General features: G+C 68.4%; 21 protein-coding genes. 9 read left to right on the top strand and 12 right to left on the bottom strand.

Translation table 11 applies throughout. The features are described from left to right. The first annotated feature begins 83 nt into the window (after positions 1-83). Positions 84-1436, top strand: coding sequence for a DEAD/DEAH box helicase (locus QZV72_RS01460; RefSeq protein WP_297004317.1), 1353 nt, complete (start codon positions 84-86; stop codon positions 1434-1436). Next, positions 1433-2719, top strand: a complete 1287-nt coding sequence (locus QZV72_RS01455) for a hypothetical protein (protein ID WP_297004304.1) — start codon at positions 1433-1435, stop codon at positions 2717-2719. The genes QZV72_RS01460 and QZV72_RS01455 overlap by 4 nt, the downstream gene beginning before the upstream one ends. A 14-nt stretch (positions 2720-2733) precedes the next feature. On the opposite strand, the gene QZV72_RS01450 is transcribed toward QZV72_RS01455, so the two are convergent. Next, positions 2734-3195, bottom strand: a complete 462-nt coding sequence (locus QZV72_RS01450) for a hypothetical protein (protein ID WP_297004302.1) — start codon at positions 3193-3195, stop codon at positions 2734-2736. Positions 3196-3646: 451 nt separating this feature from the next. Here QZV72_RS01450 and QZV72_RS01445 point away from each other — a divergent pair, with 451 nt between their 5' ends. After that, positions 3647-3907 (top strand): WhiB family transcriptional regulator, encoded by a 261-nt coding sequence (locus QZV72_RS01445; RefSeq protein WP_297004314.1) that lies wholly within the window; start codon positions 3647-3649, stop codon positions 3905-3907. Between the two features lie 443 nt (positions 3908-4350). Here QZV72_RS01445 and rsrA read toward each other — a convergent pair whose 3' ends face one another. The 3 genes from rsrA to QZV72_RS01430 form a co-directional block, all read right to left on the bottom strand. After that, positions 4351-4683 (bottom strand): mycothiol system anti-sigma-R factor, encoded by a 333-nt coding sequence (rsrA, locus tag QZV72_RS01440; protein WP_297004299.1) that lies wholly within the window; start codon positions 4681-4683, stop codon positions 4351-4353. A 5-nt stretch (positions 4684-4688) separates the two neighbouring features. After that, the gene (locus QZV72_RS01435; protein WP_297004297.1) at positions 4689-5339 is read right to left on the bottom strand and encodes a sigma-70 family RNA polymerase sigma factor; all 651 of its coding nucleotides are present in this window, start codon (positions 5337-5339) and stop codon (positions 4689-4691) included. A 63-nt stretch (positions 5340-5402) separates the two neighbouring features. Continuing rightward, on the bottom strand, positions 5403-6068 hold the full coding sequence (locus QZV72_RS01430) for an SOS response-associated peptidase (protein WP_297004294.1): 666 nt from the start codon (positions 6066-6068) through the stop codon (positions 5403-5405). Between the two features lie 33 nt (positions 6069-6101). On the opposite strand from QZV72_RS01430, the gene aroA reads away from it, so the two are divergent. The 4 genes from aroA to katG all read left to right on the top strand — a co-directional run bounded on the left by aroA (position 6102) and on the right by katG (position 11333). Further along, positions 6102-7385, top strand: a complete 1284-nt coding sequence (aroA, locus tag QZV72_RS01425) for a 3-phosphoshikimate 1-carboxyvinyltransferase (RefSeq protein WP_297004291.1) — start codon at positions 6102-6104, stop codon at positions 7383-7385. Positions 7386-7390: 5 nt separating this feature from the next. Beyond that, complete coding sequence (rsgA, locus tag QZV72_RS01420) at positions 7391-8419, top strand: ribosome small subunit-dependent GTPase A (protein ID WP_297004288.1); 1029 nt, start codon at positions 7391-7393, stop codon at positions 8417-8419. Between the two features lie 82 nt (positions 8420-8501). Further along, positions 8502-8972 carry a Fur family transcriptional regulator gene (locus QZV72_RS01415; RefSeq protein ID WP_297004285.1) on the top strand — a complete coding sequence of 157 codons (471 nt, stop codon included), beginning with the start codon at positions 8502-8504 and terminating at the stop codon, positions 8970-8972. Positions 8973-9167: 195 nt separating this feature from the next. After that, positions 9168-11333, top strand: coding sequence for a catalase/peroxidase HPI (gene katG, locus QZV72_RS01410; protein WP_297004311.1), 2166 nt, complete (start codon positions 9168-9170; stop codon positions 11331-11333). 51 nt (positions 11334-11384) lie between these two features. Here the strand turns inward: katG and QZV72_RS01405 are convergent, their stop codons facing one another. Continuing rightward, a complete protein-coding gene (locus QZV72_RS01405; protein ID WP_297004282.1) occupies positions 11385-11912 on the bottom strand; it encodes a DUF6912 family protein in 528 nt (175 codons plus the stop codon). Between the two features lie 2 nt (positions 11913-11914). Further along, positions 11915-12325, bottom strand: coding sequence for an HAD family hydrolase (locus QZV72_RS01400; protein ID WP_367119078.1), 411 nt, complete (start codon positions 12323-12325; stop codon positions 11915-11917). A gap of 58 nt (positions 12326-12383) precedes the next feature. Here QZV72_RS01400 and QZV72_RS01395 point away from each other — a divergent pair, with 58 nt between their 5' ends. Continuing rightward, on the top strand, positions 12384-13019 hold the full coding sequence (locus tag QZV72_RS01395; protein WP_297004278.1) for an Rv3235 family protein: 636 nt from the start codon (positions 12384-12386) through the stop codon (positions 13017-13019). 64 nt (positions 13020-13083) lie between these two features. On the opposite strand, the gene secA is transcribed toward QZV72_RS01395, so the two are convergent. The 6 genes from secA to mtrA form a co-directional block, all read right to left on the bottom strand. Beyond that, the gene (secA, locus tag QZV72_RS01390) at positions 13084-15633 is read right to left on the bottom strand and encodes a preprotein translocase subunit SecA (RefSeq protein ID WP_297004309.1); all 2550 of its coding nucleotides are present in this window, start codon (positions 15631-15633) and stop codon (positions 13084-13086) included. A gap of 239 nt (positions 15634-15872) precedes the next feature. Then, complete coding sequence (raiA, locus tag QZV72_RS01385) at positions 15873-16553, bottom strand: ribosome hibernation-promoting factor, HPF/YfiA family (RefSeq protein ID WP_297004275.1); 681 nt, start codon at positions 16551-16553, stop codon at positions 15873-15875. Between the two features lie 180 nt (positions 16554-16733). Beyond that, on the bottom strand, positions 16734-17444 hold the full coding sequence (locus QZV72_RS01380) for a ComF family protein (protein ID WP_297004272.1): 711 nt from the start codon (positions 17442-17444) through the stop codon (positions 16734-16736). 54 nt (positions 17445-17498) lie between these two features. Beyond that, positions 17499-19280, bottom strand: coding sequence for an LpqB family beta-propeller domain-containing protein (locus QZV72_RS01375; protein ID WP_297004269.1), 1782 nt, complete (start codon positions 19278-19280; stop codon positions 17499-17501). Further along, entirely contained in the window at positions 19273-21375 is a 2103-nt protein-coding gene (mtrB, locus tag QZV72_RS01370; protein ID WP_297004306.1) for an MtrAB system histidine kinase MtrB, read from the bottom strand. Before mtrB ends, QZV72_RS01375 begins: the two co-directional genes overlap by 8 nt. 241 nt (positions 21376-21616) lie before the next feature. Next, a complete protein-coding gene (gene mtrA, locus QZV72_RS01365) occupies positions 21617-22291 on the bottom strand; it encodes an MtrAB system response regulator MtrA (RefSeq protein ID WP_297004266.1) in 675 nt (224 codons plus the stop codon). Here mtrA and QZV72_RS01360 point away from each other — a divergent pair. Beyond that, positions 22290-22751 carry a hypothetical protein gene (locus tag QZV72_RS01360; RefSeq protein ID WP_297004263.1) on the top strand — a complete coding sequence of 154 codons (462 nt, stop codon included), beginning with the start codon at positions 22290-22292 and terminating at the stop codon, positions 22749-22751. The genes mtrA and QZV72_RS01360 overlap by 2 nt on opposite strands. Positions 22752-22836: the final 85 nt, after the last annotated feature.

Raw genomic sequence — 22836 nt, 5'->3', positions numbered from 1 at the left:
GCAATGGTTGAGCACTGGTTGAGCACTGTAACCTTGACCATCATAGCGACTTGAAGACAACATCAACGGACACACCGATGAGGATGGTGGCAGTGGAGAGCAGTCGACCGACGTTCCGGAGCCTCGGCGTCGCCGCGGAGATCGTGGATGCGCTGGCGGACAGGGGGATCGACCGTGCGTTCGCGATCCAGGAGCGCACCCTGCCCCTCGCGCTGACCGGCAAGGACCTCATCGGGCAGGCCCGTACCGGCATGGGCAAGACCCTCGGGTTCGGCGTCCCGATGCTCGACCGCCTCTTCGACGACGCCGACGTCACCGACCTCGACGGCACCGTCCGCGGCCTCGTCGTCGTCCCGACGCGCGAACTGTGCCTGCAGGTCACCGAGGACCTCGCCGCCGCAGCCGCCCACCTCACCGCACCCCACGGCGACGGCACCCGCCCGTTCCGTGTCACCGCGATCTACGGTGGTGTGCCCTTCGAGAAACAGACCGCCTCGCTGGCCGCCGGCACCGACGTCGTCGTGGGGACGCCGGGCCGACTGCTCGACCTGTCACGGCAGAACCTCCTGGACCTCTCCCATGTCGAGGTGCTCGTCCTCGACGAGGCCGACGAGATGCTCGACCAGGGTTTCCTCGACGATGTCAAGGCGATCATGGCGCAGACCGCGGCACACCGGCAGACCATGCTCTTCTCAGCGACGATGCCCGGCCCGGTCGTCGCCCTGACCCGCAGCTTCATGCACCATCCCGTGCGGGTGCGGGCGGACAACTCCTCCGCCCGGGCCACCCACGCCACCACCACGCAGATCGTGTTCCAGTCCCACCGGCTCGACCGGGTCAGCGTCCTCGCCCGGATCCTGCAGACCCCCGGCCGTGGCCGCACCATCGTCTTCACCCGCACCAAGCGCTCCGCGGCAATGGTCGCCGAGGACCTCGCAGGGCTCGGTTTCCGTGTCGGCGCCGTGCACGGCGACATGCGGCAGAACGACCGGGAGCGTTCACTGGACGCCTTCCGCGACGGCTCGGTGGACATCATGGTCGCCACCGACGTCGCCGCGCGCGGCATCGATGTCGAGGATGTCACCCACGTCATCAACTACCAGGTCCCGGAGGACGACAAGACCTATGTCCACCGCATCGGACGCACCGGCCGTGCCGGGCACTCCGGGGTGGCCGTCACCCTCGTCGACTGGGACGACCTGACCCGGTGGCAGGCCATCGACGACACCCTCCGGCTGGGCCACCCCGAACCGCCCCGCTGGTTCTCCACCTCACCGGAGTTCCTCGCAGAGTTCGCACTGCCCGAGGACGTCACGGACCGGGTCGGACGCCCCGTCCGGGTACAGGGTTCCGCCGCCGCCACCGCCCCGGCCCGCCGTGACAGGAACCGTGACAGCCGTGGCGGTCGCCGGGACCGGAAAGCCGCCCACCGTTGATCCGACGGACCACCTCCCCCCGTCCGGAACACCGGACCCGCACTGACCTGGCGGTCACCGCCGGACTCACGGTCGCGGCGGTGGCTTTCGTCGGCGTCGGCTGGTTGTTCTCCGACACCCGGGGCACAGACCACTCCACCGCCGCCCCGGGCGACGCCATCTCACCTGCCACCGCCGAAGACGTGCAGGTGCCCACCGCGGTCCGGGAGACCTGGCGCGCCGCCACCGACCCCACCACCGCACCGGAACCGTTGACCATGGACGGTGCAGTGGTCCGTACCGACGGTGACCGCGTCGCCGTCCTCGACGCCGCCGACGGGCACGAGGTGTGGTCCTACCGTCGTAACCGCGCCCTGTGCGCGGTCACCGGCGGCTGGTCACGTGTCATCGCGGTCTACCGCGGGCCGAAGGGGTGCGGGGAAGCCACAAGTCTCGCCGTCGCGACCGGCCGGTACGTGGACACCCGCTCCGCTCTCGCCCCCGATGAGGTGACGACGTTCCGTTCCCTGGACCATGTCGGTCTGCTCGGTGACGACCGGGTGGAACTGTGGCGTTCCGACCTGGTCCGCACCGTCGAAGTGGGGCACCAGGAGGTGGCGGTGAACCCCGGCGTCCAGCCTGCCGACGGCTGCCGCTTCTCCTCCGCACTCACCCGCAAGAAGGTCCTGGCCGTTGTCATGGACTGCCCGGGTGACACCGGCGGTGACCGCACCGTCAGCCTGCTCGACGCAGACCCTGAGAATGCCGGTGAGCCGGAGACCACCCACGACTTCACGGTGCCGGAAGGCTCCGAACTCGTCGCCGTCGGCCAGGACGCCGCCCTGATCTACGTACCCGGTGACGGCGTGCGGGCGAAGGACGACACGGACGAGGAGGGCTCCCGTTTCCAGGTGCTGCGCACCGACGGCAGTTTCGGGCAGTACCCGGCCGACCCGGTCGACACCTCGGGCCCCGCCTACCCCGCCGCCGGACGCCCGGCGCAGACCGCCGACCTGCCGCACCACATGACGTGGTTCGACGGTCAGCGTGTCCTCGCCTTCGGGCCGACCGACCTTGACCTCCGGTTCTCGGTGCCCGCACTGGGCACCGGTGCCGCCATGGGGGGACGCCTCCTGCTTCCCGTCACCGGCGGCATCGCCGTCGTCGACTGGACCGACGGGCGCACCGAGACGGTCATACCGGTCGACCGGGGCGACTGGGCCGGTCCGGTGACCCTGCGGGTGCAGGGTGACACGCTCATCGAGCAGCGCGGCGGGACTCTCGTCGGGCTCGCCGCGTCCTGAACCTGCCCCGACCGTCAGCTGTCGTAGCGGCGTGCGGCCCAGTCGACGGCGTCGGCGTTGAACAGCAGACCCAGGCCGACGACACCGACCAGGACGGTGGGCAGGCCCAGGTCGATGCGGCCCGAAGAGAACATGTACACCGAGACCAGGACGAGGATCATGTTCGTCATCGCCACCGGACCCCGCCCCCAACGACGACCGTTCCTGAGGAACCAACCTGCCAGCGCGACGACCCCACCGAAGATGATGAACCAGGCTGCGGTACCGTAGCCGCTGATCACGACATCGTCGTCGTGGACGCCGTTGAGTTCACGGACGATCATGACCACGGCGATGATCAGCCCGACCCCACCTTCCGCCAGGCCGAGCCAGCCGGCGACACGGATACTCCGGGGCAGAACGAGGCCGGAGTCAGGGGAGGACGGGGAGGTTGTGGCGGACGTGGTGCTGCGGTCGGGACGGGGGCGGGCGCTCATGTGCCCCGATCCTAGCGGCGTGCCGGGTGAGCGGTGAAACTGTCCGGGAGACGGGGCCGACGACCGGGGCCGGCAATCGAGACAGCACAGTCTGTTAACCCACCCTTACCAAATCGTCCAAATCGAAAAGCTGTGATTTGTCACACTCTTTTCCATTCATCCCTAGCGGAGGCCGGAGATCCGTGCCATGATCTAACACGTAACAGCGAGAGGGCCTGCAAGTTACATCCCCGTTAACGGGAGTCTTTCCCCCTCTGCTCAACGGCGAACACCCCGGCACACCTTCCACCGCTGTCGGCCTCGCCACACCACTGTTCACATTCCCCGACGACCCGGACCGGTCACCGACGCCCGGACGCTACCCACGCGCCCGAACCCCGACCACGCCCGAACCACAATGCACCGTCTCCTCCCCGAGACACCGACCAACGACTTCCAGGAGAAGATCACCATGGACTGGCGCCACGAAGCAATCTGCCGCAGCGAAGACCCCGAGCTGTTCTTCCCGGTCGGAAACTCCGGCCCCGCCCTGGCCCAGATCGCCAAGGCCAAACTCGTCTGCAACAAGTGTCCCGTCACCCACGACTGCCTCGCCTGGGCCATCGCCTCCGGACAGGACGCCGGGGTGTGGGGTGGCATGAGCGAGGACGAACGGCGTGCCCTCAAGCGTCGCAACAACCGCGGCCGCACGCGCACCCACGCCACTGTCTGACAGCACCGCAGTTTAGGTAGTCACGCAAGACACCGGTAGACTGGTGCAGTTGTAGACCCCGGGAGTGTTCTTTCGGGGACATCCCGTCAGAACACGTAAGGAGTGACCATGAGCAAGCGTGGCCGTAAGCGCAAGGACCGTCGCAAGAAGAGCGCGAACCACGGTAAGCGTCCGAACGCCTGATACGCGTCCGAGCATCCAGAGGCCCGGTCCGGAGACATTCTCCGGTCCGGGCCTCTGTGCATGCGCGACGTGGGGCGGTGCCGCACTGGTCCGGACCTCTATCCGCCCCTGCGGATCCGCCCCGTGTCGAATATCGTTCCTCGTCGGAACGTTCCAGACGAAAGTGACAAGGTCAGAAAGACCGATACAGAGGTGCGGGATTCCGCATGACGGGGCGTTCCAGGCGGGTACGGGCCGGTCCAGGCAGGCTCAAGGCCCGTTCAACCCCGTTCGATGCGCCGCTGGACGGAGGTCACCTCGGTGACCGTCCCCTCCCTGGCGACGACCGTGCGACGAACCGTGGTCTGCGTGGTGTGCAGCGCGGTGACGATACGACCACGCAGGTCCGTCGGTGCAGAGTCACAGCAACGCACCCTGAGGAGCTCCCGGACCTGCTGCTCGATTCCCAGCTGCTCGAGACATGACGGGCAGTTCGCGGCGTGTTCGGCCAGTCTGTCCCGGAGGGTCTCGTCACAGCCACCGTCGACGTACTCGTAGAGAACGTCGACGAGGTCATCGCAGTCGGGCGGGAGGTTCGTCTGCTTGTCGGTCATCGTCATCACGCTTTCGTCTTTGCTGCGGTCTTCGAGGATTTCGCAGTCTTCGCCGCCGTCGCGGCATCGAGTCCGATCCCACGCTCGGCAGCGACATCCTTGAGCTTCGTGCGCAGCTGCCTGCGTCCGCGGTGCAGCCGGCTCATCACCGTACCGATCGGCGTCCCCATGATCTCGGCGATCTCCTTGTACGGGAGGTCCTCGACATCCGCGTAGTAGACGACCATGCGGTAGTCGTCCGAGAGTTCCATGAGGGCATCCCGGATCCGGGAGTCCGGGATCCGCTGCAGTGCCTCTATCTCGGCGGAGCGCAGACCCGTCGAGTCATGGGACGCCACATCCGCCAGCTGCCAGTCGGTGACCCCCTCATCGGAGGTCTCCTTCGGCCTACGCTGCGCCTTACGGTACTGGTTGATGTACGTGTTCGTCAGAATGCGGTACATCCAGGCCTTGAGGTTGGTCCCCGGCCTGTAGGAACCGAAAGCCTGGTAGGCCTTCATGTAGGCGTCCTGGACAAGGTCCTGGGCGTCCGCCGGATTGCGGGTCATCCCGAGGGCGGCACCGTAGAGCTGGTCCAACAGGGGTAGCGCGTCCTCCTCGAAGCGGGCGAGCAGTTGCTCGTCGCTGTCGTTGGTGCGCTTCACGGTGTTGCTCATGGCTCCTCTGCGTCGGTCGGCGATCTGCCGCTCCACCGGGCTCAACCACCCGGGTGCGCGACGTTATTCCCCCATCGTATCCTGTGCCCCCGCGATGAGTTCCGGCCCGTCGACCGCGGCGTTGCCGACCCGCCGGTCGACCGCGCGGATCGTGAGCACCCGCCGTGTCACCTCATCCGGGAACCGGGACGCCGTCTCCCGCAGCTGGTCACCCCCGTCGGTCCAGGCCCCCGCCTCCCCGTCGGAGAGCACCCGCGGCATCCGGTCGTGCAGCCACGCCACCGGTTCGGCCGACGCGGTGGTGACCACTGTCGCCCGCAGTTCCCCCTCCCCGTCAACGTCGACCAGGCCGGCGACGGTCAGCGGTCCGTCCCCGGTGACCAGGTAGGGCGTCTTCGTGCCCGAATCCGCGTTCCACTCGTACCAGCCGTCCATGACCACCAGCGCCGGTTCCGCGCCGCGGAACGACGCCTTGTCGAAAGCGGTCTCCCCGCGGGCGTTGAAGAGCACGGTTCCCGGTTTCCAGGGGGCGGGGAACCCCCAGACCGCCGGACCGAGGACGAGGCGCCCACCGAAGCGCCGCACCACGGCGACCCGGCGGGTCGGCGCGATGTTCCAGCTCGGCCGGTACCAGTCGCCGGGCAGCGCCGTGACCTGTTCTCCGAGCCGGGTGGACAGGTCGGCGAGCAGGGCATCCGTCGTGGTGAACAGGATGTAGCGACCACACATGGAATCCAGCCTAGGCCAAACTACACTGGAGCCATGACCGCTACACCGTGGGCTGCTCCGTTCGCCCCGTCCCCCGTCACCGCCACCGTCTCTGTCCCGGGATCGAAGTCGATCACCAACCGGGCACTCCTGCTGTCGGCGCTCGCCGACGGCCCCTCCGAGATCACCGGTGCGCTGCGCAGCCGTGACACCACCCTCATGGCGGACGCGCTGCGGGCCCTGGGCACCACCGTCGTCAACGACGGCGACAACATCACCGTCACCCCCGGCACACTGCACGGCGGCGAGGTGCAGTGCGGGCTGGCCGGCACCGTGCTGCGCTTCCTGCCCGCCGTCGCCACCCTGGCCACCGGTGAGGTGTGGTTCCACGGTGACCGCGAGGCACAGTCCCGCCCGATGGGAACCACCCTGGACTCGCTGCGCGCCCTGGGCGCGACCGTCACCGAGTCCGGTGACCCCGACGCCCCGCTCCCCTTCGCCGTCATCGGACACGGTCGGATGCCCGGTGGCGAGGTACGGATCGACGCCTCCGCGTCCTCCCAGTTCGTCTCCGGTCTGCTGCTCGCCGGCGCGCGGTTCGACGAGGGGGTCACCGTCGTCCACGTCGGGGAGGCGGTGCCCAGTCAGCCGCACATCGAGATGACGGTGGAGATGCTGCGTGCTGCGGGCGTGACCGTCGACGTCAGCTTCAACCGGTGGACGGTGCACCCGGGTCCGGTGCGGGGACGCCACTGGGCCGTCGAGCCGGACCTGTCGAACGCGACACCGTTCCTCGCCGCCGCCGCGGTCACCGGAGGAGAGGTGCGGGTCCGCGACTGGCCGGGACAGACCACCCAGCCCGGAGACCAGTTCCGTGCCGTGCTGGCGGACATGGGGATCTCGGTCGACCATGACACACACACCGGTGAACTCATCGTCCGCGGTTCCGGGGGAGGCGTCATCAGGGGCATCACCTGGGACATGCACGACATCGGCGAGTTGACGCCGACCGTCGCCGCATTGTGCGCCCTGGCCACCGGCCGCAGCCACCTCTACGGCATCGCCCACCTTCGTGGTCACGAGACTGACCGGCTCGCCGCGCTGGAGGCGGAACTCACCGGACTGGGCTGCGGGGTCTCCCAGACCGCCGACGGCCTGGTGATCGACCCGGCCCCGCTGCACGGTGGGCTGTGGCACACCTACGCCGACCACCGGATGGCCACCGCGGGGGCCATCCTCGGGCTGGTCACCCCGGGGGTGACGGTCGAGGATGTCACCACCACCACCAAGACCCTCCCCGGTTTCGAGACCCGCTGGGCACAGATGGTGGGGGCCTAGCGGATATGGCGCAACGCCGGTACGACGAAACCGATGTGAAGGTCCGCCCGGGGAAGGGGTCCCGGCCGCGGACGAAGGACCGGCCGTCCCACCGGGACGCCGCGACCGGAATGGTCGTGACGAAGGACCGCGGACGTTGGGGGGTCGTCATCGACGGTGCCGATCCGTCCGCTCCCCCGGCGATCTGCATGCGGGCCCGGGAGTTGGGACGCACCCCTGTCGTCGTCGGGGACCGGGTGGCCGTGGTCGGGGACACCTCGGGGGCGGACGGCACACTGGCCCGCATCGTGCGCCTGGAGGAGCGCACCACCGTCCTGCGTCGCACCGCCGACGACACGGACGCCTACGAGCGGGTCGTGGTCGCCAACGCCGACCAGCTGCTCATCGTCACCGCGGTGGCCGATCCGCCGCCCCGCTCCGGGTTCGTGGAGCGCGCCCTCATCGCCGCCTTCGTCGGGGGACTGCGACCGGTACTGTGCCTGACGAAGTCGGACCTCGCCGACCCCTCGGAGTTCGCCGCCGAGTTCGCCGACCTGGACGTGCGCGTCATCGTCTGCGGTCGTGACGACCCGCTGGACCCGGTGACCGATCTGGTCCGCGGCCACCTCACCGCCCTCATCGGGCACTCCGGGGTGGGCAAGTCCACCCTGGTCAACCGGCTGGTTCCTGATGCGGACCGGGCCACCGGGGTGGTCTCGGGTGTCGGCAAGGGGCGGCACACCTCCACCCAGTCGGTCGCGTTGCGGCTGCCTGCGTCTGAGGACGCTGAAGACGGGAAGGACGCCGGCTGGATCATCGACACCCCCGGCATCCGCAGCTTCGGTCTCGCCCATGTGGACCCGGAGCAGGTGGTGGGGGTGTTCGAGGATCTGCGGGACGTCATTGAGGACTGTCCGCGGGGCTGCACGCACGCCGGCCCGCCGGCTGACCCGGAGTGCGCCCTGGACACGCTGACCGGGGCGAGCGCCCGTCGCGTGGCCGCGGTCCGCGTCCTGCTGGAGGCGCTGCGGTCGAACAACGAGTGGGAGCTGTGATCCGCGGGAGCCACTGACCGCTGTATCTATATTTGAAGTACTCAAGGTTGTACTTCTTCAAAATTAGTCCTATGGTGGGGGCATGCGCACAGAGCAGACACCCACCTGGACCGACCGTGTCAGGGGCGCGGGGCTGAAGGCCACCCCGGGACGCGTCGCCGCCCTGGAGTTCCTCCACTCCCACCCACACAGCACGGCCGCCGAGGTGCACGCCGGCATTCACACGGAACTTCCCTCCGTGTCCATGCAGTCCGTCCACAACGTCGTGAACGACCTGAGCGCACATGGCCTCCTCCGCCGCATCGACCTTCCCGGAGCCGGCGGAGCCCGCTATGAAACGGAGACCGGGGACAATCACCACCACGCCCACTGCGTGGTCTGCGGACGCATCGACGACATCGCCTGCGTCATCGGTGAAGCCCCCTGCCTCACCCCGTCGGAACCCAACCCGCTGCAGACCGTCCTCACCGCCGACGTGACCTTCCACGGCATCTGCACCGACTGCGCGGACAGGGAGGATCCGGTGACGGGTGCCACCACGGACTCTGACTGACCTCCCGATCCACCGACCACACCGACCACACCGACCACACTGCCCGAAGAGCACAGACGTCACAGACGTCACAGACAACACAGAAGAAACAGAAGAAGAAACAAGGAGACCACGATGACTGACGACATCACCGGCTGCCCGTTCGACCACACCGCCGGAAACCACTCCACCCCGACCGCGACCACCGGCGACCGGATGCCGCTGCCCACCGAGGGCGACGCCAACCAGAAATGGTGGCCGAAGCGGCTGAACCTGCACCTGCTGGCCCACAACCCGCAGGAGCTCCGCCCGACCGCCGCCGACTTCGACTACGCCGCCGCCTTCAACACCCTCGACCTGCCCCAGGTCAAGAAGGACATCGCAGAGGTCCTCACCACTTCGCAGTCCTGGTGGCCCGCCGACTTCGGCAACTACGGGCCCCTGATCATCCGCATGGCCTGGCATTCCGCCGGCACCTACCGCTCCTCTGACGGGCGCGGCGGCTCAGGCCACGGCCAGCAGCGATTCGCCCCGCTGAACAGCTGGCCCGACAACGCCGGCCTGGACAAGGCGCGTCGTATCCTGTGGCCGGTCAAGAAGAGGTACGGGCAGAAGCTGTCCTGGGGTGACCTCTTCATCCTCGCCGGCAACGTCGCCCTGGAGACCATGGGATTCAAGACCATCGGCTACAGCGGTGGACGCGAGGACACCTGGGAGCCGGAGGACGTCTTCTGGGGTGCGGAGACCGACTGGCTCGGCACCGACGCCCGTTACAGCGGCACCAACTCCACCACCCGTGAGCTGCAGAAGCCCTTCGGTGCAACCACCATGGGTCTGATCTACGTCAACCCCGAGGGCCCCGAGGGCAACATGGATCCGGCCGCCGCGGCCCAGGACATCCGTGAGACTTTCGCCCGGATGGGCATGAACGACGAGGAGACCGTCGCCCTCATCGCCGGCGGCCACACCTTCGGCAAGACCCACGGTGCCGCCCCCGAGGGCGAGTACTCCGGCGAGGCCCCCGAGAGTGCCCCGATGGAGCAGCAGGGCCTGGGCTGGAAGGACAGCTACGGCACCGGCAAGGGAGATGACCAGATCTCCTCGGGCCTGGAGGTCACCTGGACCTACCACCCCACCCGCTGGGACAACGAGTTCTTCCACATCCTCTTCGCCTACGAGTGGGAGCCGGTCACCGGTGAGGGCGGCCACGGCCACTGGCGTCCGAAGGACAACGCCGGCGCAGACATGGTGCCCCTCGCCCACTCCGACGGACGCCGCGAGCCCCGCATGCTCACCACCGACATCACCCTGCGCGTCGACCCCGCCTACGAGAGGATCTCCCGCCGGTTCAAGGACGACCAGGCCGCATTCAGTGACGCGTTCGCCCGCGCCTGGTTCAAGCTGACCCACCGTGACATGGGACCGGCCACCCGCTACCTCGGCCCCGAGGTCCCGTCCGAGGAGTTCATCTGGCAGGACCCGGTGCCCGCCGCCACCGGTGAGCGGATCACCGACGCCGACATCGCCGAGCTGAAGGAGGCTGTCCTGGCCTCCGGGCTCAGTGTGACCGACCTGGTGAAGACCGCCTGGGCATCGATGTCCACCTTCCGCGCCACCGACTACCGGGGCGGCGCCAACGGTGCCCGCATCCGCCTGGAACCGCAGCGCAGCTGGGAGGTCAACGAGCCCGCCGAGCTGGCCCGTGCCCTCGACTCGCTCGAGTCCGTCCGGGCCGCCTTCAACGACGCGCACGGTGACCGTCAGGTGTCCCTGGCCGACCTCATCGTCCTGGCCGGCAGCGCCGCCGTCGAGCAGGCCGCCGCGGACGCCGGGACCCCGGTCGAGGTGCCCTTCACCCCGGGCCGTACCGACGCCGACCAGGAGCACACCGACATCAACACCTTCGCCTACCTCGAGCCGAAGGCCGACGGTTTCCGCAACTACGCCGACCCGGCGCTCGACATCCCCGCTGAGCACCTGCTCGTCGACAAGGCCAACCTGCTGGGGCTCACCGCCCCGCAGATGACCGTGCTCCTCGGTGGACTGCGCGCCCTCGGTGCCACCTACGGCAACTCCGCGGTCGGTGTCCTCACCGACCGCCCCGGCACCCTGACCAACGACTTCTTCGTCAATCTGCTGGAACTGGGCAACGACTGGACCCCGCAGGACGCGGACTCCACCACCTTCGTCTGCACCGACGGTGAGACCGGTGAGGAGAAGTGGACCGCCACCCGCGCCGACCTGGTCTTCGCCTCGAACTCCGAGCTGCGGGCGCTGGCGGAGGTCTACGCCAGCGACGACGCGAAGGAGAAGTTCCTCGACGACTTCGTCGACGTCTGGGTGAGGATCGCCGAGGCCGACCGCTTCGACCTGCACCGCTAGTCCGGTCCCGGCCGGTGCGGGGGGCCGGTCCAGGGCAGGTCCGGAACAGGTCTAGAGCAAGTCCACGAGGACGCCGAGTTCCTTGGCGTCGTACCAGCTCATGAGATTGTCCTCGCAGTCACCGAGGGTGATCTCAGCGTCCTCATCCCCCAGGTCGGCGGCGTCGACGACCTCGATCGCCGCCGCGGTGGCCGGCTCATTGCCCTCGTCGTCGACGTGGATCGCCACCAGCTGCGCGGTCTCCAGCAGTGCCGGGGACAGGTCCACCACCGCCTCCCCCTTCTCCGCGTTCGCGGTGACGGCGGCCGTCGGCAGATCAGCGGAGATCACCACACGACGGTGCGGGAACCTCTCCTCACCGCCGGCGGAGAGCAGCCGCAGTGACGCCCGCGACGCCTCCAGGAACGCCTGGTACTCGATCTCCTCGTCGTCACCGACGGTGAAGAACTCGCGCAGTGCCGGTGTGAGGGAGAATCCGACACCCGAACGCACCGGCAGCTTCCCCTCGCGGGCGAGGACGCCGAGCATGTCGAAGGTGGCCGGAAGATAGACCCGGGTGGTCGCAGCCGAGGTCGCCATGGTCAGAAGGTCCCTTCGAGACCGAGCAGCCCGGTGATCTCGACGATCGCCCGGTCGAACTGCTGGTAGTAGACGCCGATGAGCCCCGACTCGACCGCACCCTTGATGTTGAGGATCGAGTCGTCGATGAGGACGCAGTCGTTGACGGCGACATCGAGCCGGTCCGCGGTGATCTCGAAGATCCGCGGATCGGGCTTGTCGACCCCGACCTCGCCGGACAGGACGACGGTGTCGACGTAACCGGCCTCCTCCCAGCTACGGATCGGGTCGGCGGCGGGGCCACCGGGATCGTTGGAGAGGATGGCAGTTCCGTATCCGGCGTCCTTGGCCGCGGTGAGGACCTTGCGCCAGCGTCGGCGGTCCTCCTCCGCCCCGTCGAGGACGCCGCAGTAGTCCACAATCAGTGCTCGCATACCCGTATTGTGCCACGACCCCTCCCCCCGCCGCCCGTCACGGTCTAGGATGTGGCTTATGGGGACCTCGGGGAAGAAGATCAGGGCGGCTTCAGCGTTGCAGTCACCGCCGGCACCGACCGTGGCAGCGGGCACCACACCACTGCCCGGCATGGTCTATCTCCGCCGACCGGTGGGCGACACGGTTTCCGGCGACGCCCGGGTGGCGGACATCGGACCGGCGCCGATGACTGTCCCGCCCACCCCGGGCGACGCGGAAAGCGTGCTTGTCGACACCGCCGGAACCACCCCGACCGGGAATGCCGCGGCGGCCGGGATCGCACGTCTGCTGTGCCTGTGGTTGGAGGCCCTCGACGGCAGACGTCCGGTCACCGCACTGCGTCGAGCACCCTTCTCCCCCCTCGTCCTCGACGACCTGCGCCGCCTGATCCGGGAGTCGATGGACTCCCCCGGTCAACCGGCTCGCGCGGTGACCGGAGTGCACGGTCCGGGCACCGGGGGTGCTGTCGGTCGAACCGGCACCACCGCAGGACCACCCCCGTCCCGGTTACTGCGCGTGCATCTTCCCCCGTCACACCACCGGCGACTGTCCTTCACCGCCAGCGTCGCTGTGAGCGGCCGGGTGCGCGCCCTGGTCGGTCACCTGGGCCGCTACGACTCCCGCTGGCGGGTCGAGAACATCGCCCTGGTGTGACACACCTACCCCCGACACCACCGCGACGCGCCAGCTTCCCGCTCAGACACCCCGGCCGCTGGTCCTAGGCCTCCGCCCGCTTCGCGGCGTTCGCCTGGACCTGCTTGCGGACCAGGAAGAGCTGACGGACCGTCTCCTCCTTGATGCCGTCATTCATCCGGCGGAACATGTCACCGCCCTCGCGCTGGTACTCGACCAGCGGATCCCGCTGGGCCATCGCGCGTAGGCCGATACCCTCTTTGAGGTAGTCCATCTCGTAGAGGTGCTCACGCCATTTCTGGTCGACGACGTTGAGCAGCACGCCACGCTCCATCTGACGGATCTGCTCGTCACCACCGATGGCGGTGACTGCGGTCTCCAGCTCGTCGTACTGGGCGTGGGCGTCCTCCTGCAGGGCCTTGAGCAGCTGGGACGCAGAGAGCTCACCGGCGCGGCCGAACTCGTCGCCGTCGATGAGGTCCTGTGCCTTCACCCCGGGGCCGTAGAGCGCCTCGAGTGCCTTCCAGAGCTCGTCGAGGTCCCAGTCCTCCACATACCCTTCGGCGGTCGCACCGTCGACGTAGGCGGCGATGGTGTCGTCCATCATGGACCGGACCTGCTCGCGGACGTTCTCACCCTCGAGGATCTGGCGGCGCTCCCCGTAGATGACCTTGCGCTGCTCGTTGAGCACCTCGTCATACTTCAGGACGTTCTTGCGCATCTCGAAGTTGGAGTTTTCGACCTGCGACTGGGCACCCTTGATGGCGTTGGAGACCATCTTCGAGTCGATGGGCATGTCGTCGGGGACGTTCAGGCGGGTCATGAGCGACTCCATCGTCTGACCGACGAAGCGGGTCATCAGGTCATCGCGCATTGACAGGTAGAACCTGGTCTCCCCCGGGTCACCCTGGCGTGCGGAGCGGCCACGCAACTGGTTGTCGATGCGGCGGGACTCGTGCCGCTCGGTGCCGAGCACGTAGAGCCCGCCGACCTCGCGGACCTTCTCCGCTTCCTCCTCTGACCTCGCGCGGGCCTTGACGATCTCCTCGTCCCACGCGGCCTCGTAGGCCTCCGGGTCCTCGACCGGATCGAGCCCCCGCTCGCGCAGGGTGATGTCGCAGATGATGTCGGGGTTACCGCCGAGCACGATGTCGGTACCGCGTCCGGCCATGTTCGTCGCGACGGTGACAGCCTTCAGACGACCGGCCTGCGCGACGATCTCCGCCTCCTGCGAGTGGTACTTCGCGTTGAGCACGTTGTGCCTGATGTGCCGGGCCTGGAGAAGCTTCGACAGGTACTCGGACCGCTCCACTGAGGTGGTGCCGACGAGAACCGGCTGCCCCTTCTCCACGCGCTCGGCGATGTCCTCGGCGACGGCGGCGAACTTCGCCTCCTGGGTCTTGTAGACCAGGTCGACGTCATCGGTGCGCTGGTTTGCCCTGTTCGTCGGAATCTGGGCGACGTCGAGCTTGTAGATCGACTTCAGCTCGGCGGCCTCGGTCTCGGCGGTACCGGTCATTCCGGCGAGCTTGTCGTACAGACGGAAGTAGTTCTGCAGGGTCACCGTGGCGAGCGTCTGGTTCTCGTTCTTGATCTCGACGTTCTCCTTGGCCTCGATGGCCTGGTGCATGCCCTCGTTGTAGCGGCGTCCCTCGAGAATGCGTCCGGTGAAGTCGTCGACGATCATGACCTCACCGTTGCGTACGATGTAGTCCTTGTCGCGGGTGAACAGCTCCTTGGCCTTGATGGCGTTGTTGAGGTAGCTGACCAGCTGGGAGTGCTCCGGGGAGTAGAGGTTGTCGATGCCCAACTGGTCCTCGACGAACTCCACACCCTCCTCACGCACACCGATGGTCTTCTTGCGCCGGTCGACCTCGTAATCGATGTCGAGGGTCATCTTCGGGACGATGCGGGCGAAGGCGGAGAACCACTGGGAGGAACCGCCGACCGGTCCGGAGATGATCAGCGGGGTACGCGCCTCGTCGATGAGGATCGAGTCCACCTCGTCGACGATGGCGAAGTTGTGGCTGTGTTCCTTGCGCTGCACCAGGTCGTCAAGGGAGTGCGCCATATTGTCGCGCAGGTAGTCGAAGCCGAACTCGTTGTTCGTCCCGTAGGTGATGTCGGCGGCGTAGGCGTCCCGCCGCTCAGCCGGCTTCTTGCCGGAGAGGATCACGTCGGTGCCCAGGCCGAGGAAACGGTGGACGCGGCCCATCCACTCCGAGTCACGCTTGGCGAGGTAGTCGTTCACGGTGACGACGTGGACACCGTTGCCGGCCAGGGCGTTGAGGTACGCGGGGAGCACACAGGTCAGGGTCTTGCCCTCACCGGTCTTCATCTCGGCGACATAACCCCAGTGCAGTGCGGCACCGCCCATGATCTGCACCTTGTAGTGCTTCTGGCCGAGCACACGCCAGGACGCCTCGCGGGCGGTCGCGAAAGCGTCGAGCAGGATATCGTCGAGGGTCTCCCCCGCCTCCAGCCGTTCCTTGAGTTCCCCGGTCTTCGCCTGCAGCTCAGCGTCACTGAGTGCGGAGTACTCGTCATCCTTGGCGATGACCTGGTCTGCGACGGCGGACAGGCGCTTGACGGCCCGTCCCTCACCGAGTCGGAGAATCTTCGAAAGTCCTAGCACGTGCTGCCTGTCCTTCTGCTGTTGCCGGTTGAGCGGGGTAAAGCGCATTTGAGCGGAGTCAATCCGTCAGTATAGCGGCCGATGACCACACCGCGCCCGGACCAGTACGGTTTCACCCCGTCGCGTCCCCCCTGACAATGCGTCGGTCCCGACCGGTGCCGGAGCATCGGACGGGACCGGTCGTCCGGATAGCGCGTCTGCATCCACCCGGGTCGCTGTCGTGCCCCTCAGTCGGCGAACTACTCGCCGGACGGGGCGACCGGGGCCTTCAGGGCGATGAGGCCGTAGTCGTAGGCGCGGCGACGGTAGACCACGGAGGGCTTCCCGGTCTCCTCGTTGACGAAGAGGAAGAAGTCATGACCGACGAGCTCCATCTCACTGAGCGCCTCATCGACGCTCATCGGGGTGGCGGGGTGCTCCTTCTCGCGCACGACCTGGCCGGGCAGGAACTGGTCGGCGTAGGGGTCGACGTCGAAGGGTCCCGGGGTCTCCTGGGTCGCCTCCGCCCCCCGGACAAGCCCCGCGGTCGCCTCACCGACGGACACCGGTGCGCGGTGACCGGACAGGGAGATCCGACGACGGGCCTTGACCTTGCGCAGGGAGCGCTCCATCTTCGCCACGGCAGCTTCGAGGGCGGCGTAGAAGGAATCCTCCTTCGCCTCGGCACGGGCGATGTGCCCCTTGCCGCTGGCGGTGATCTGGATGCGGTCGGACTCGTCGGCGCGGCGCGGGTTGCGCTCGTGCTGGAGTTCGACGTGGAAGTAGGTGAGGGTCGGATCAAGACGCTCCACCTTGGCGAGCTTCGCGTTGACCCGCTCAGCGAAGTGCTCGGGGATCTCGACGTTCCGACCGGTGATCTCAACCTGGCTCTCCGGGGCGACAGTGCCCTCAGCTGCGGTGGTCTGCTCGTTGACAGCCATGCTCAACCTCCCGAATCCTGGCCACCCGGGCCGGAACCCCATGTCCCGTTCTCCCGTTACCGGTGGCCTGTCCTGTGCTCACCACAGTACCTGCGGACGCACACCTGTGGGGGCATCGACCACCCCTGTTCATCACCCCGAAACACCCCTGACCCGACACCGGATGCCCGTTCCGCCCGGTCAGGCACCCGCCACGACCACCCCCGTCGTCGGCACCACCCCCCGCGCCGACAGTGCTGCGGCGAAACCACCCGTTGTGGCCCCGGTGGTGCACACGTCATCGACGACGCAGGCCACCGCGCCCGGCGTCCGCAGCGCACGCCGAACCCGGCCCAGTTCGCCACGGTCGACCACCAGCGCACGCGACAGGTTGGCAGCCCGCGCCGCCCGTGACAGACCCACCGAATCCGGTGTCCCCTCCGCCAGGGACGCCACCGCTGCGGCGACGGCGTACCCGCCCAGACTGCACGCCGCGACATCAGCCGCCCGGGCGACGACGCATCCACCGCGGGCCCGCGCCGCCGACGGACGCGTCGGCGCAGCCAGGAGCACCACCGGCACCAGTCTCGGGTCGGGCAGTTCCCCGACAACCACGAGATGACGCACCACACCGGCGACGACCTCCCCCAGCACCGCCACGGCATCGGGACGGTGGTGGTCTTTCGCCGCGAGTACGACAGCCCGGTGTACACCGCCGTAGGGCCCGGCCGCCCACACCCGGGGCGCATCTGTCCCGTCCACCGGGGCCGGTGGAGACCGCAGCTCCACCGCACAGGCACGACACACACCCGTACCACGGGCCGCCCGGTCGGCTTCGGTACGACCGCAGCCCGGGCAGTCACGCCGCCACACCAGGTCGGCGGCGTCCGCAACGCCGGTGAAGATCCCCATCCCTCTGCCCCCGGTACCCCGTCAGTGCCCGATCAGTGCCCGATCAGTGCCCGATCAGTGCACCGTCACGGGGACGGCCCGTGCCCCCTGCAGGGCCGGCACCTCACGCCAGAAGTCGGTGCCGGTGTCCGTGGCACCGTCGGACCCCACATCACCGTAACCTATCTGGAGCAGGGCCCGACCATCGAGGATGAACTGGGTCGTCCCCGTCGACGCGACCGCGACGACCGGTGCAGTGACGTTGCGGGACGTCAGCTGGGTCTGCTCCGACCCGTCGACAGCGACAACCCACACCGGGGTGTCGTTGGCGCGGGTACCCACGAGCAGCGCCCCGTCCGGCCGCCAGCCCACCGACACCGCAGTGTCTCCGAGATTCGTCGCCACCGGGACCGGGGTGCCCAACCGTGGACCCGAGCTCGTGCCGGAACCGTCGGTGCCGACAGAGTTCTCCAGGACACTGACGTAGAGCCGGCCGTTGATGATCATCGCCGCACGCGCCCCGTCCCGGGAGACCGTGAACTCACTGATCGCGGGGCTGTCGAGCCCCAGGCTGTCCAACGACGGGAACCCGACCGGGGTCTCCGCCATCCGCCCGGACGCTGCCATCGACCAGCGCCGGATCTGTTCACCGTCGGTCACCGCGTACAGCGACTGGCCGTCACTGGTCCATGAGGGACGCGAGATCTGGTCCGCGGTGCTCACGGTCACCGGCGTCCCGTCCGGGGCGCCCACCACCAGGCTGCGGGGCTCGTCGCCGTGACCGGTGACCGCGGCGACCTTGCCGCCGGAGGAGTAGCCGGCGGACTCCAGTTGCCCGGACGCGGTCCAGCCGTCGATGGTCGTGGCCCCGTCATCGGCGACGTCGACGAGGGCACCGTCACGCAACGCCCGCAGCGGCGAGTCGGGGACGGCGTGGGGGTTGAAGTCCTGGGCGTCGTCGATGCTCCACGTCTCCCGCCCGCCCGGCTGACCCGCCACCACCGGGACACCGTCAGCGAGAATCCGGTAGGGTCCGCGGACATCCGAGTCCGCGAGCGTCCATATGATCTGTGCGGCGAGAGCGTGGACGTCCTCGGAGTTCATCGCCGACAGTCCCTGGAGGTCCACGGTGAAACCCCCGGACTCCCCGTCCCGGGCCTGCACGACCAGGTCGGCGGGCAGGGTCGAAACCACACCGTCGGTGAGACTGTCCCGGGGTCCCGCAGCGAGCAGGGATATCAGCGAGGTGCCGACGTTCTCCTGTCGCGAGTACGTCCACCGCCGGTCCGGGACCAGGAAGCGTCGCGTCGGATCCAGGAAGTAGATGTCCCGGGCCTGGTAAGCGGAGGTGAAGTCGTTGCGGTCCATGATCACCCCCGACGGCAGCCGGTCGATACGCCAGTTGCCGTCGACGAGCACCAGCTCGATGGTGTCCTCGTAGGAGCGGTAGCCGGCCTGGAACGCGCCGCCGGTGCCCAGCGTGCCGGTCACTGTGCCGCGAACGGTGTAACTCATCCGGTTCCCGGCCGCCGCGCCGTCGGCGTTGAGGTCGATGCGCGAGAGGATGAGCGTGCCCGTGGCGTCCTGCCACCGGTCGGCGGCGCCGACGGTGAGGAACTCGCGGGCCGCCTGGTGGTTGTTCAGTGGATGGGCGGACGCCGAGAAGAACGACCTCAGCAGCAGGTCGGGCGCCTGCCCCGGCTGCGGGGCAGGGACGTTGTCCAGACTCGGGGACGCCGCATAGGAGCTGATGACCTCCGGGGCGGAACTCCCGGGGATCGTCGCACAACCGGTGACGGTGACCAGTGCCGCTGCGGTGAGCAGCGCGCCGGCGGTGCGGATCTGTCGGTCACTCATTACGGTCCTCCCTGGTCCCGGTGTCGTCGTCGGTACCGTCACGCACGTCAGTGTCGTGAGCTGTCTCGTGGTCGCCGGACTCATGTCCCGTGTCGACATCGGTCGGGGCGAACCCGTCCATGTCGGCGGCCTCCTCGAGAGCCTTACGGACCTCCTCCTCGGTGAAGCCCTCGAAACCACCATAGGCGTCCCCGTCATTCACGGTGTCCATGACCTGCGCGATGGACTCCGGGGCCACCCTCTCGGTCGGTGATGCAGGCACGTCCGGGGACCCGTCCGGTTCTGCGGAGGCCGCATCCCCGGTCGACCCCGGCTCCGGGATCTCCACCGTGCCGGACACACCGGTCTCGGTGTGGACCTCCAGCGGCAGGGGCGACGAGCGGACCTCCTCACCCGGCTCCAACGGCAGGGTCAGCCGGAAACAGGCACCCACCCCCGGCTCCCCGGTGGCCTCCAGACGGCCGCCGTGGAGCAGGGCGTCCTCCTTCGCGATGGCCAGGCCCAGCCCGGTGCCGCCGGTACGCCGCTCACGGGACGGGTCGGCGCGCCAGAACCGGTTGAACACCAGCTCAGCCTCGCCCGGCGTCAACCCCACACCGTGGTCCACCACCGTCACCGCCAGCGACCCGTCACCGGTCCGCAGGGTGACGTCGACGGGACGTCCCTCACTGTGGTCGATGGCGTTCGCCAGCAGATTCCGCAGGACCCGCTCGACACGACGGGAATCAACCGCTACTGTCACCGGCTCCTCCGGCAGATCGAGCCGGATCGGACAACCGACCTCCTCTGCAATCGCCCGCACCTGCTCAAGGGTGGACCTGACCACCCCACGCACGTCGATGGTCTCCAACGACAGATTCGCCACACCGGCGTCGTGCCTGGAGATCTCCAGCAGATCGCCGAGGAGCATCTCGAAGCGGTCGAGCTCCGAGATCATGAGTTCGGAGGCACGCCGCGTCATCGGATCGAGGTCCTCGGCGTTGTCGTGGATGAGGTCCGCGGCCATCCGGACGGTGGTAAGCGGTGTCCGCAGCTCATGGGAGACGTCCGAGGTGAACTGCTGCTGCAGTGAACCGAAGTCCTCCAGCTGACGGATCTGGTGTGACAGGTTCTCCGCCAGGTCGTTGAAACTCATCGCCAGACGGGCGACCTCGTCCTGCCCGTCGACGGCCATACGCTCGCGCAGATGACCTGCGGCGAAACGCTCCGCGATGCGGGACGCCGTGCGCACCGGCGCAGTGAGCTGCTGGGAGAACACCCAGGCGATGACCACCAGCAGCACGAGCAGCGCCACCGCACCGGCGCCGAGCAGACCACGCATCAGTCCGAGAGTCGATTCCTCATTGTCCAACGGAAGCACCAGGTAGAGCTCCAGCCCCTGGATGTCCGAGGCCACCGGGGTGCCGATGACCAGGGCCTTGTACTTTCCGGAGGGACGCTCCACCGTGGCGTACTGGTCGGCGACGCGGCCCTGCCGGACGAAGGTGCGCAGGCTCTCCGGGATCTGCTGCCGCTCCGGGCTGGAGACGTCCCGGCCGGTGATGTCCGGGGCGATGACCACCGGCTCGAAGACCGTGCTGGACCCGCCGGAGGACGTGTCGGTGCCGCTGCTGCGCTCCGTGAGGGACGCCCGTGCCGCGTTGATCCGAAGCTGCAGGGAGGTTGAGTTGTCGGAGGACCGCAGCTGCTCCTCCACGGTGACGCGCGCCCGGTCGACGGCGGCGGTGGCGACGTCGTGCTTCTCGTCGAGCAGCTGCTGACTGACGAAACTGGTGAGGACGAATCCGAGCGCCATGATCACGACCAGGCATGACAGGAAGACGCTGCCGATGACCCGGGTCTGGATCGAGGTCCGCCAGCGCTGCGACAACACCAGCCGTGCCCGGTGGAGAAAGGTCCGCGGCCGGCTCAGGAGGAGACGCAGCGCGTCGCTCAACCCGACATCCATGAGTTCACCCCGGGGCGCCCTGCGGGGGTCCTCTGCGGTCGCGGGGTCCCCGGCGCCGACGGTGGTACCCGCCGGTCCGGCGGAACCGGGTCGGTGACTGCGGCCGCGGGAGAGCGGCAGGATAGACCGGCCGAGAATACGGCGCACGTGATGCGTCGACGCCACGTCGACGTCGTCGGCGGGGTCGGCGAGGTCGGCGTCGGCGGCACCCGCCGACGCAGGTGTGCCGGTGGTGTCCGGCATCACCGCCCCCTCACCGGCCCCGACGGCTCCGGAAGGTCCGGAAGGTCCGGAAGGTCCGACGACTCCGGCGTCCTCCCCCGGCCCCGGGGCAGACGCCGCAGATGCGGGTGTCTCGCTGTTCACGGGCGTTGTCCTCCCCCTGCCCTCACTCGCCCGTCTTGTAGCCCACGCCACGGACCGTCTGGATGATCACCGGATTGTCCGGGTCCTTCTCCACCTTCGAGCGCAACCGCTGGATGTGAACGTTGACCAGACGGGTGTCACTGTTCTTCCGGTAGCCCCAGACCCGCTCCAGCAGCTCCTCGCGGGAGAAGACCTGCCGGGGTCGGGACGCGAGGGTCGCCAACAGCTCGAACTCGATGGGGGTGAGCTGGATGACGCTGCCGTCCCGGGTCACCTGGTGGCCACCGAAGTCGATGGTGACGTCGCCGACCGTGGCGGTGTCCGGGGTTTCCTCAGGGGTGCGGCGCAGACGGGCGCGGACGCGGGCGACGAGCTCCTTCGGCTTGAAGGGCTTCGGGACGTAGTCGTCCGCCCCGGACTCCAGGCCGAGGACCACGTCGACCGTGTCCGTCTTCGCGGTGAGCATGACGATCGGGACGGCGGAGAAGTCGCGGACGGCCTTGCATACGTCGACGCCGTTCATGCTGGGGAGCATGAGGTCGAGGAGGATGAGGTCGGGGTGCTGCGTCCGGGCGGCGTCGACAGCCTCGGCACCGTCGCCGACGGTGACCGTACTGAAACCCTCTCCCCGCAGGACCATCGTCAGCATCTCGGAGATCGCGGGGTCGTCGTCGACGACGAGAATCTTGGCAGCCATGGTCAACAGTCTGTCACACCAGGGGGCCCTGAGGGGACGCCAGGTCACGGGTGAGAAAAATGAGCAGGTTCGGGGCGGTGGACACGCCACCACGCCGCACTCCCCGACCCACCCGGTCTCCCGCCCCGTGTCCTCCTGCCTACCCCCTCTCCGGAGCACCGTCCCGCGCAGCGTCCTGCCGGCTCTCACCGTCCTCGCGGTCGTGGCGACGATCGTGACCGGCACTGCCCTGGTCATGGCGTGGGGCAACCTCTACAACGCGGACGCGTTTCTGACCGCTGCAACCGGCGGGACCGGCGACAACAGCACCGAAGGCATCCCGGGAATGGTCGGCCCGGCACTCGTCTACGTGAAAGTGGGGGCCTGTGCTTCAGCGGTGGCGGTGTTGAGCCTGGTGTGGCGGATGTGCTGGACGTGGCGCGCTGGTCTGAGCAGCTCGGGGGATCTGACCCGGGGGTGACAGCGTGGCGGGAAGTGCTACCAGGTATCGGATCCATAATCCGACATTTCCCCAGCTCACGGAAAGTGCTACCAGGAAAACCTGG

It is taken from the genome of uncultured Corynebacterium sp., assembly GCF_902782855.1.
Lineage (GTDB): Bacteria > Actinomycetota > Actinomycetes > Mycobacteriales > Mycobacteriaceae > Corynebacterium.
The sequence above is the reverse complement of the archived record's forward strand: the minus strand, read 5'-3'. Positions and strand labels throughout refer to the sequence as shown.

Excerpts from the sequence above, each read along its gene's own strand:
- katG (WP_297004311.1), top strand. The coding sequence starts at position 9,168 with ATGCCGCTGCCCACCGAGGGCGACGCCAACCAGAAATGGTGGCCGAAG.
- QZV72_RS01435 (WP_297004297.1), bottom strand. The coding sequence starts at position 5,339 with ATGAGCAACACCGTGAAGCGCACCAACGACAGCGACGAGCAACTGCTC.
- mtrA (WP_297004266.1), bottom strand. The coding sequence starts at position 22,291 with ATGGCTGCCAAGATTCTCGTCGTCGACGACGACCCCGCGATCTCCGAG.
- QZV72_RS01375 (WP_297004269.1), bottom strand. The coding sequence starts at position 19,280 with ATGAGTGACCGACAGATCCGCACCGCCGGCGCGCTGCTCACCGCAGCG.
- rsgA (WP_297004288.1), top strand. The coding sequence starts at position 7,391 with ATGGCGCAACGCCGGTACGACGAAACCGATGTGAAGGTCCGCCCGGGG.
- raiA (WP_297004275.1), bottom strand. The coding sequence starts at position 16,553 with ATGGCTGTCAACGAGCAGACCACCGCAGCTGAGGGCACTGTCGCCCCG.
- rsrA (WP_297004299.1), bottom strand. The coding sequence starts at position 4,683 with ATGACCGACAAGCAGACGAACCTCCCGCCCGACTGCGATGACCTCGTC.
- QZV72_RS01460 (WP_297004317.1), top strand. The coding sequence starts at position 84 with ATGGTGGCAGTGGAGAGCAGTCGACCGACGTTCCGGAGCCTCGGCGTC.
- aroA (WP_297004291.1), top strand. The coding sequence starts at position 6,102 with ATGACCGCTACACCGTGGGCTGCTCCGTTCGCCCCGTCCCCCGTCACC.
- QZV72_RS01395 (WP_297004278.1), top strand. The coding sequence starts at position 12,384 with ATGGGGACCTCGGGGAAGAAGATCAGGGCGGCTTCAGCGTTGCAGTCA.
- QZV72_RS01445 (WP_297004314.1), top strand. The coding sequence starts at position 3,647 with ATGGACTGGCGCCACGAAGCAATCTGCCGCAGCGAAGACCCCGAGCTG.
- QZV72_RS01405 (WP_297004282.1), bottom strand. The coding sequence starts at position 11,912 with ATGGCGACCTCGGCTGCGACCACCCGGGTCTATCTTCCGGCCACCTTC.
- QZV72_RS01450 (WP_297004302.1), bottom strand. The coding sequence starts at position 3,195 with ATGAGCGCCCGCCCCCGTCCCGACCGCAGCACCACGTCCGCCACAACC.
- QZV72_RS01360 (WP_297004263.1), top strand. The coding sequence starts at position 22,290 with ATGGTCAACAGTCTGTCACACCAGGGGGCCCTGAGGGGACGCCAGGTC.
- QZV72_RS01400 (WP_367119078.1), bottom strand. The coding sequence starts at position 12,325 with ATGCGAGCACTGATTGTGGACTACTGCGGCGTCCTCGACGGGGCGGAG.
- QZV72_RS01380 (WP_297004272.1), bottom strand. The coding sequence starts at position 17,444 with ATGGGGATCTTCACCGGCGTTGCGGACGCCGCCGACCTGGTGTGGCGG.
- QZV72_RS01430 (WP_297004294.1), bottom strand. The coding sequence starts at position 6,068 with ATGTGTGGTCGCTACATCCTGTTCACCACGACGGATGCCCTGCTCGCC.
- QZV72_RS01415 (WP_297004285.1), top strand. The coding sequence starts at position 8,502 with ATGCGCACAGAGCAGACACCCACCTGGACCGACCGTGTCAGGGGCGCG.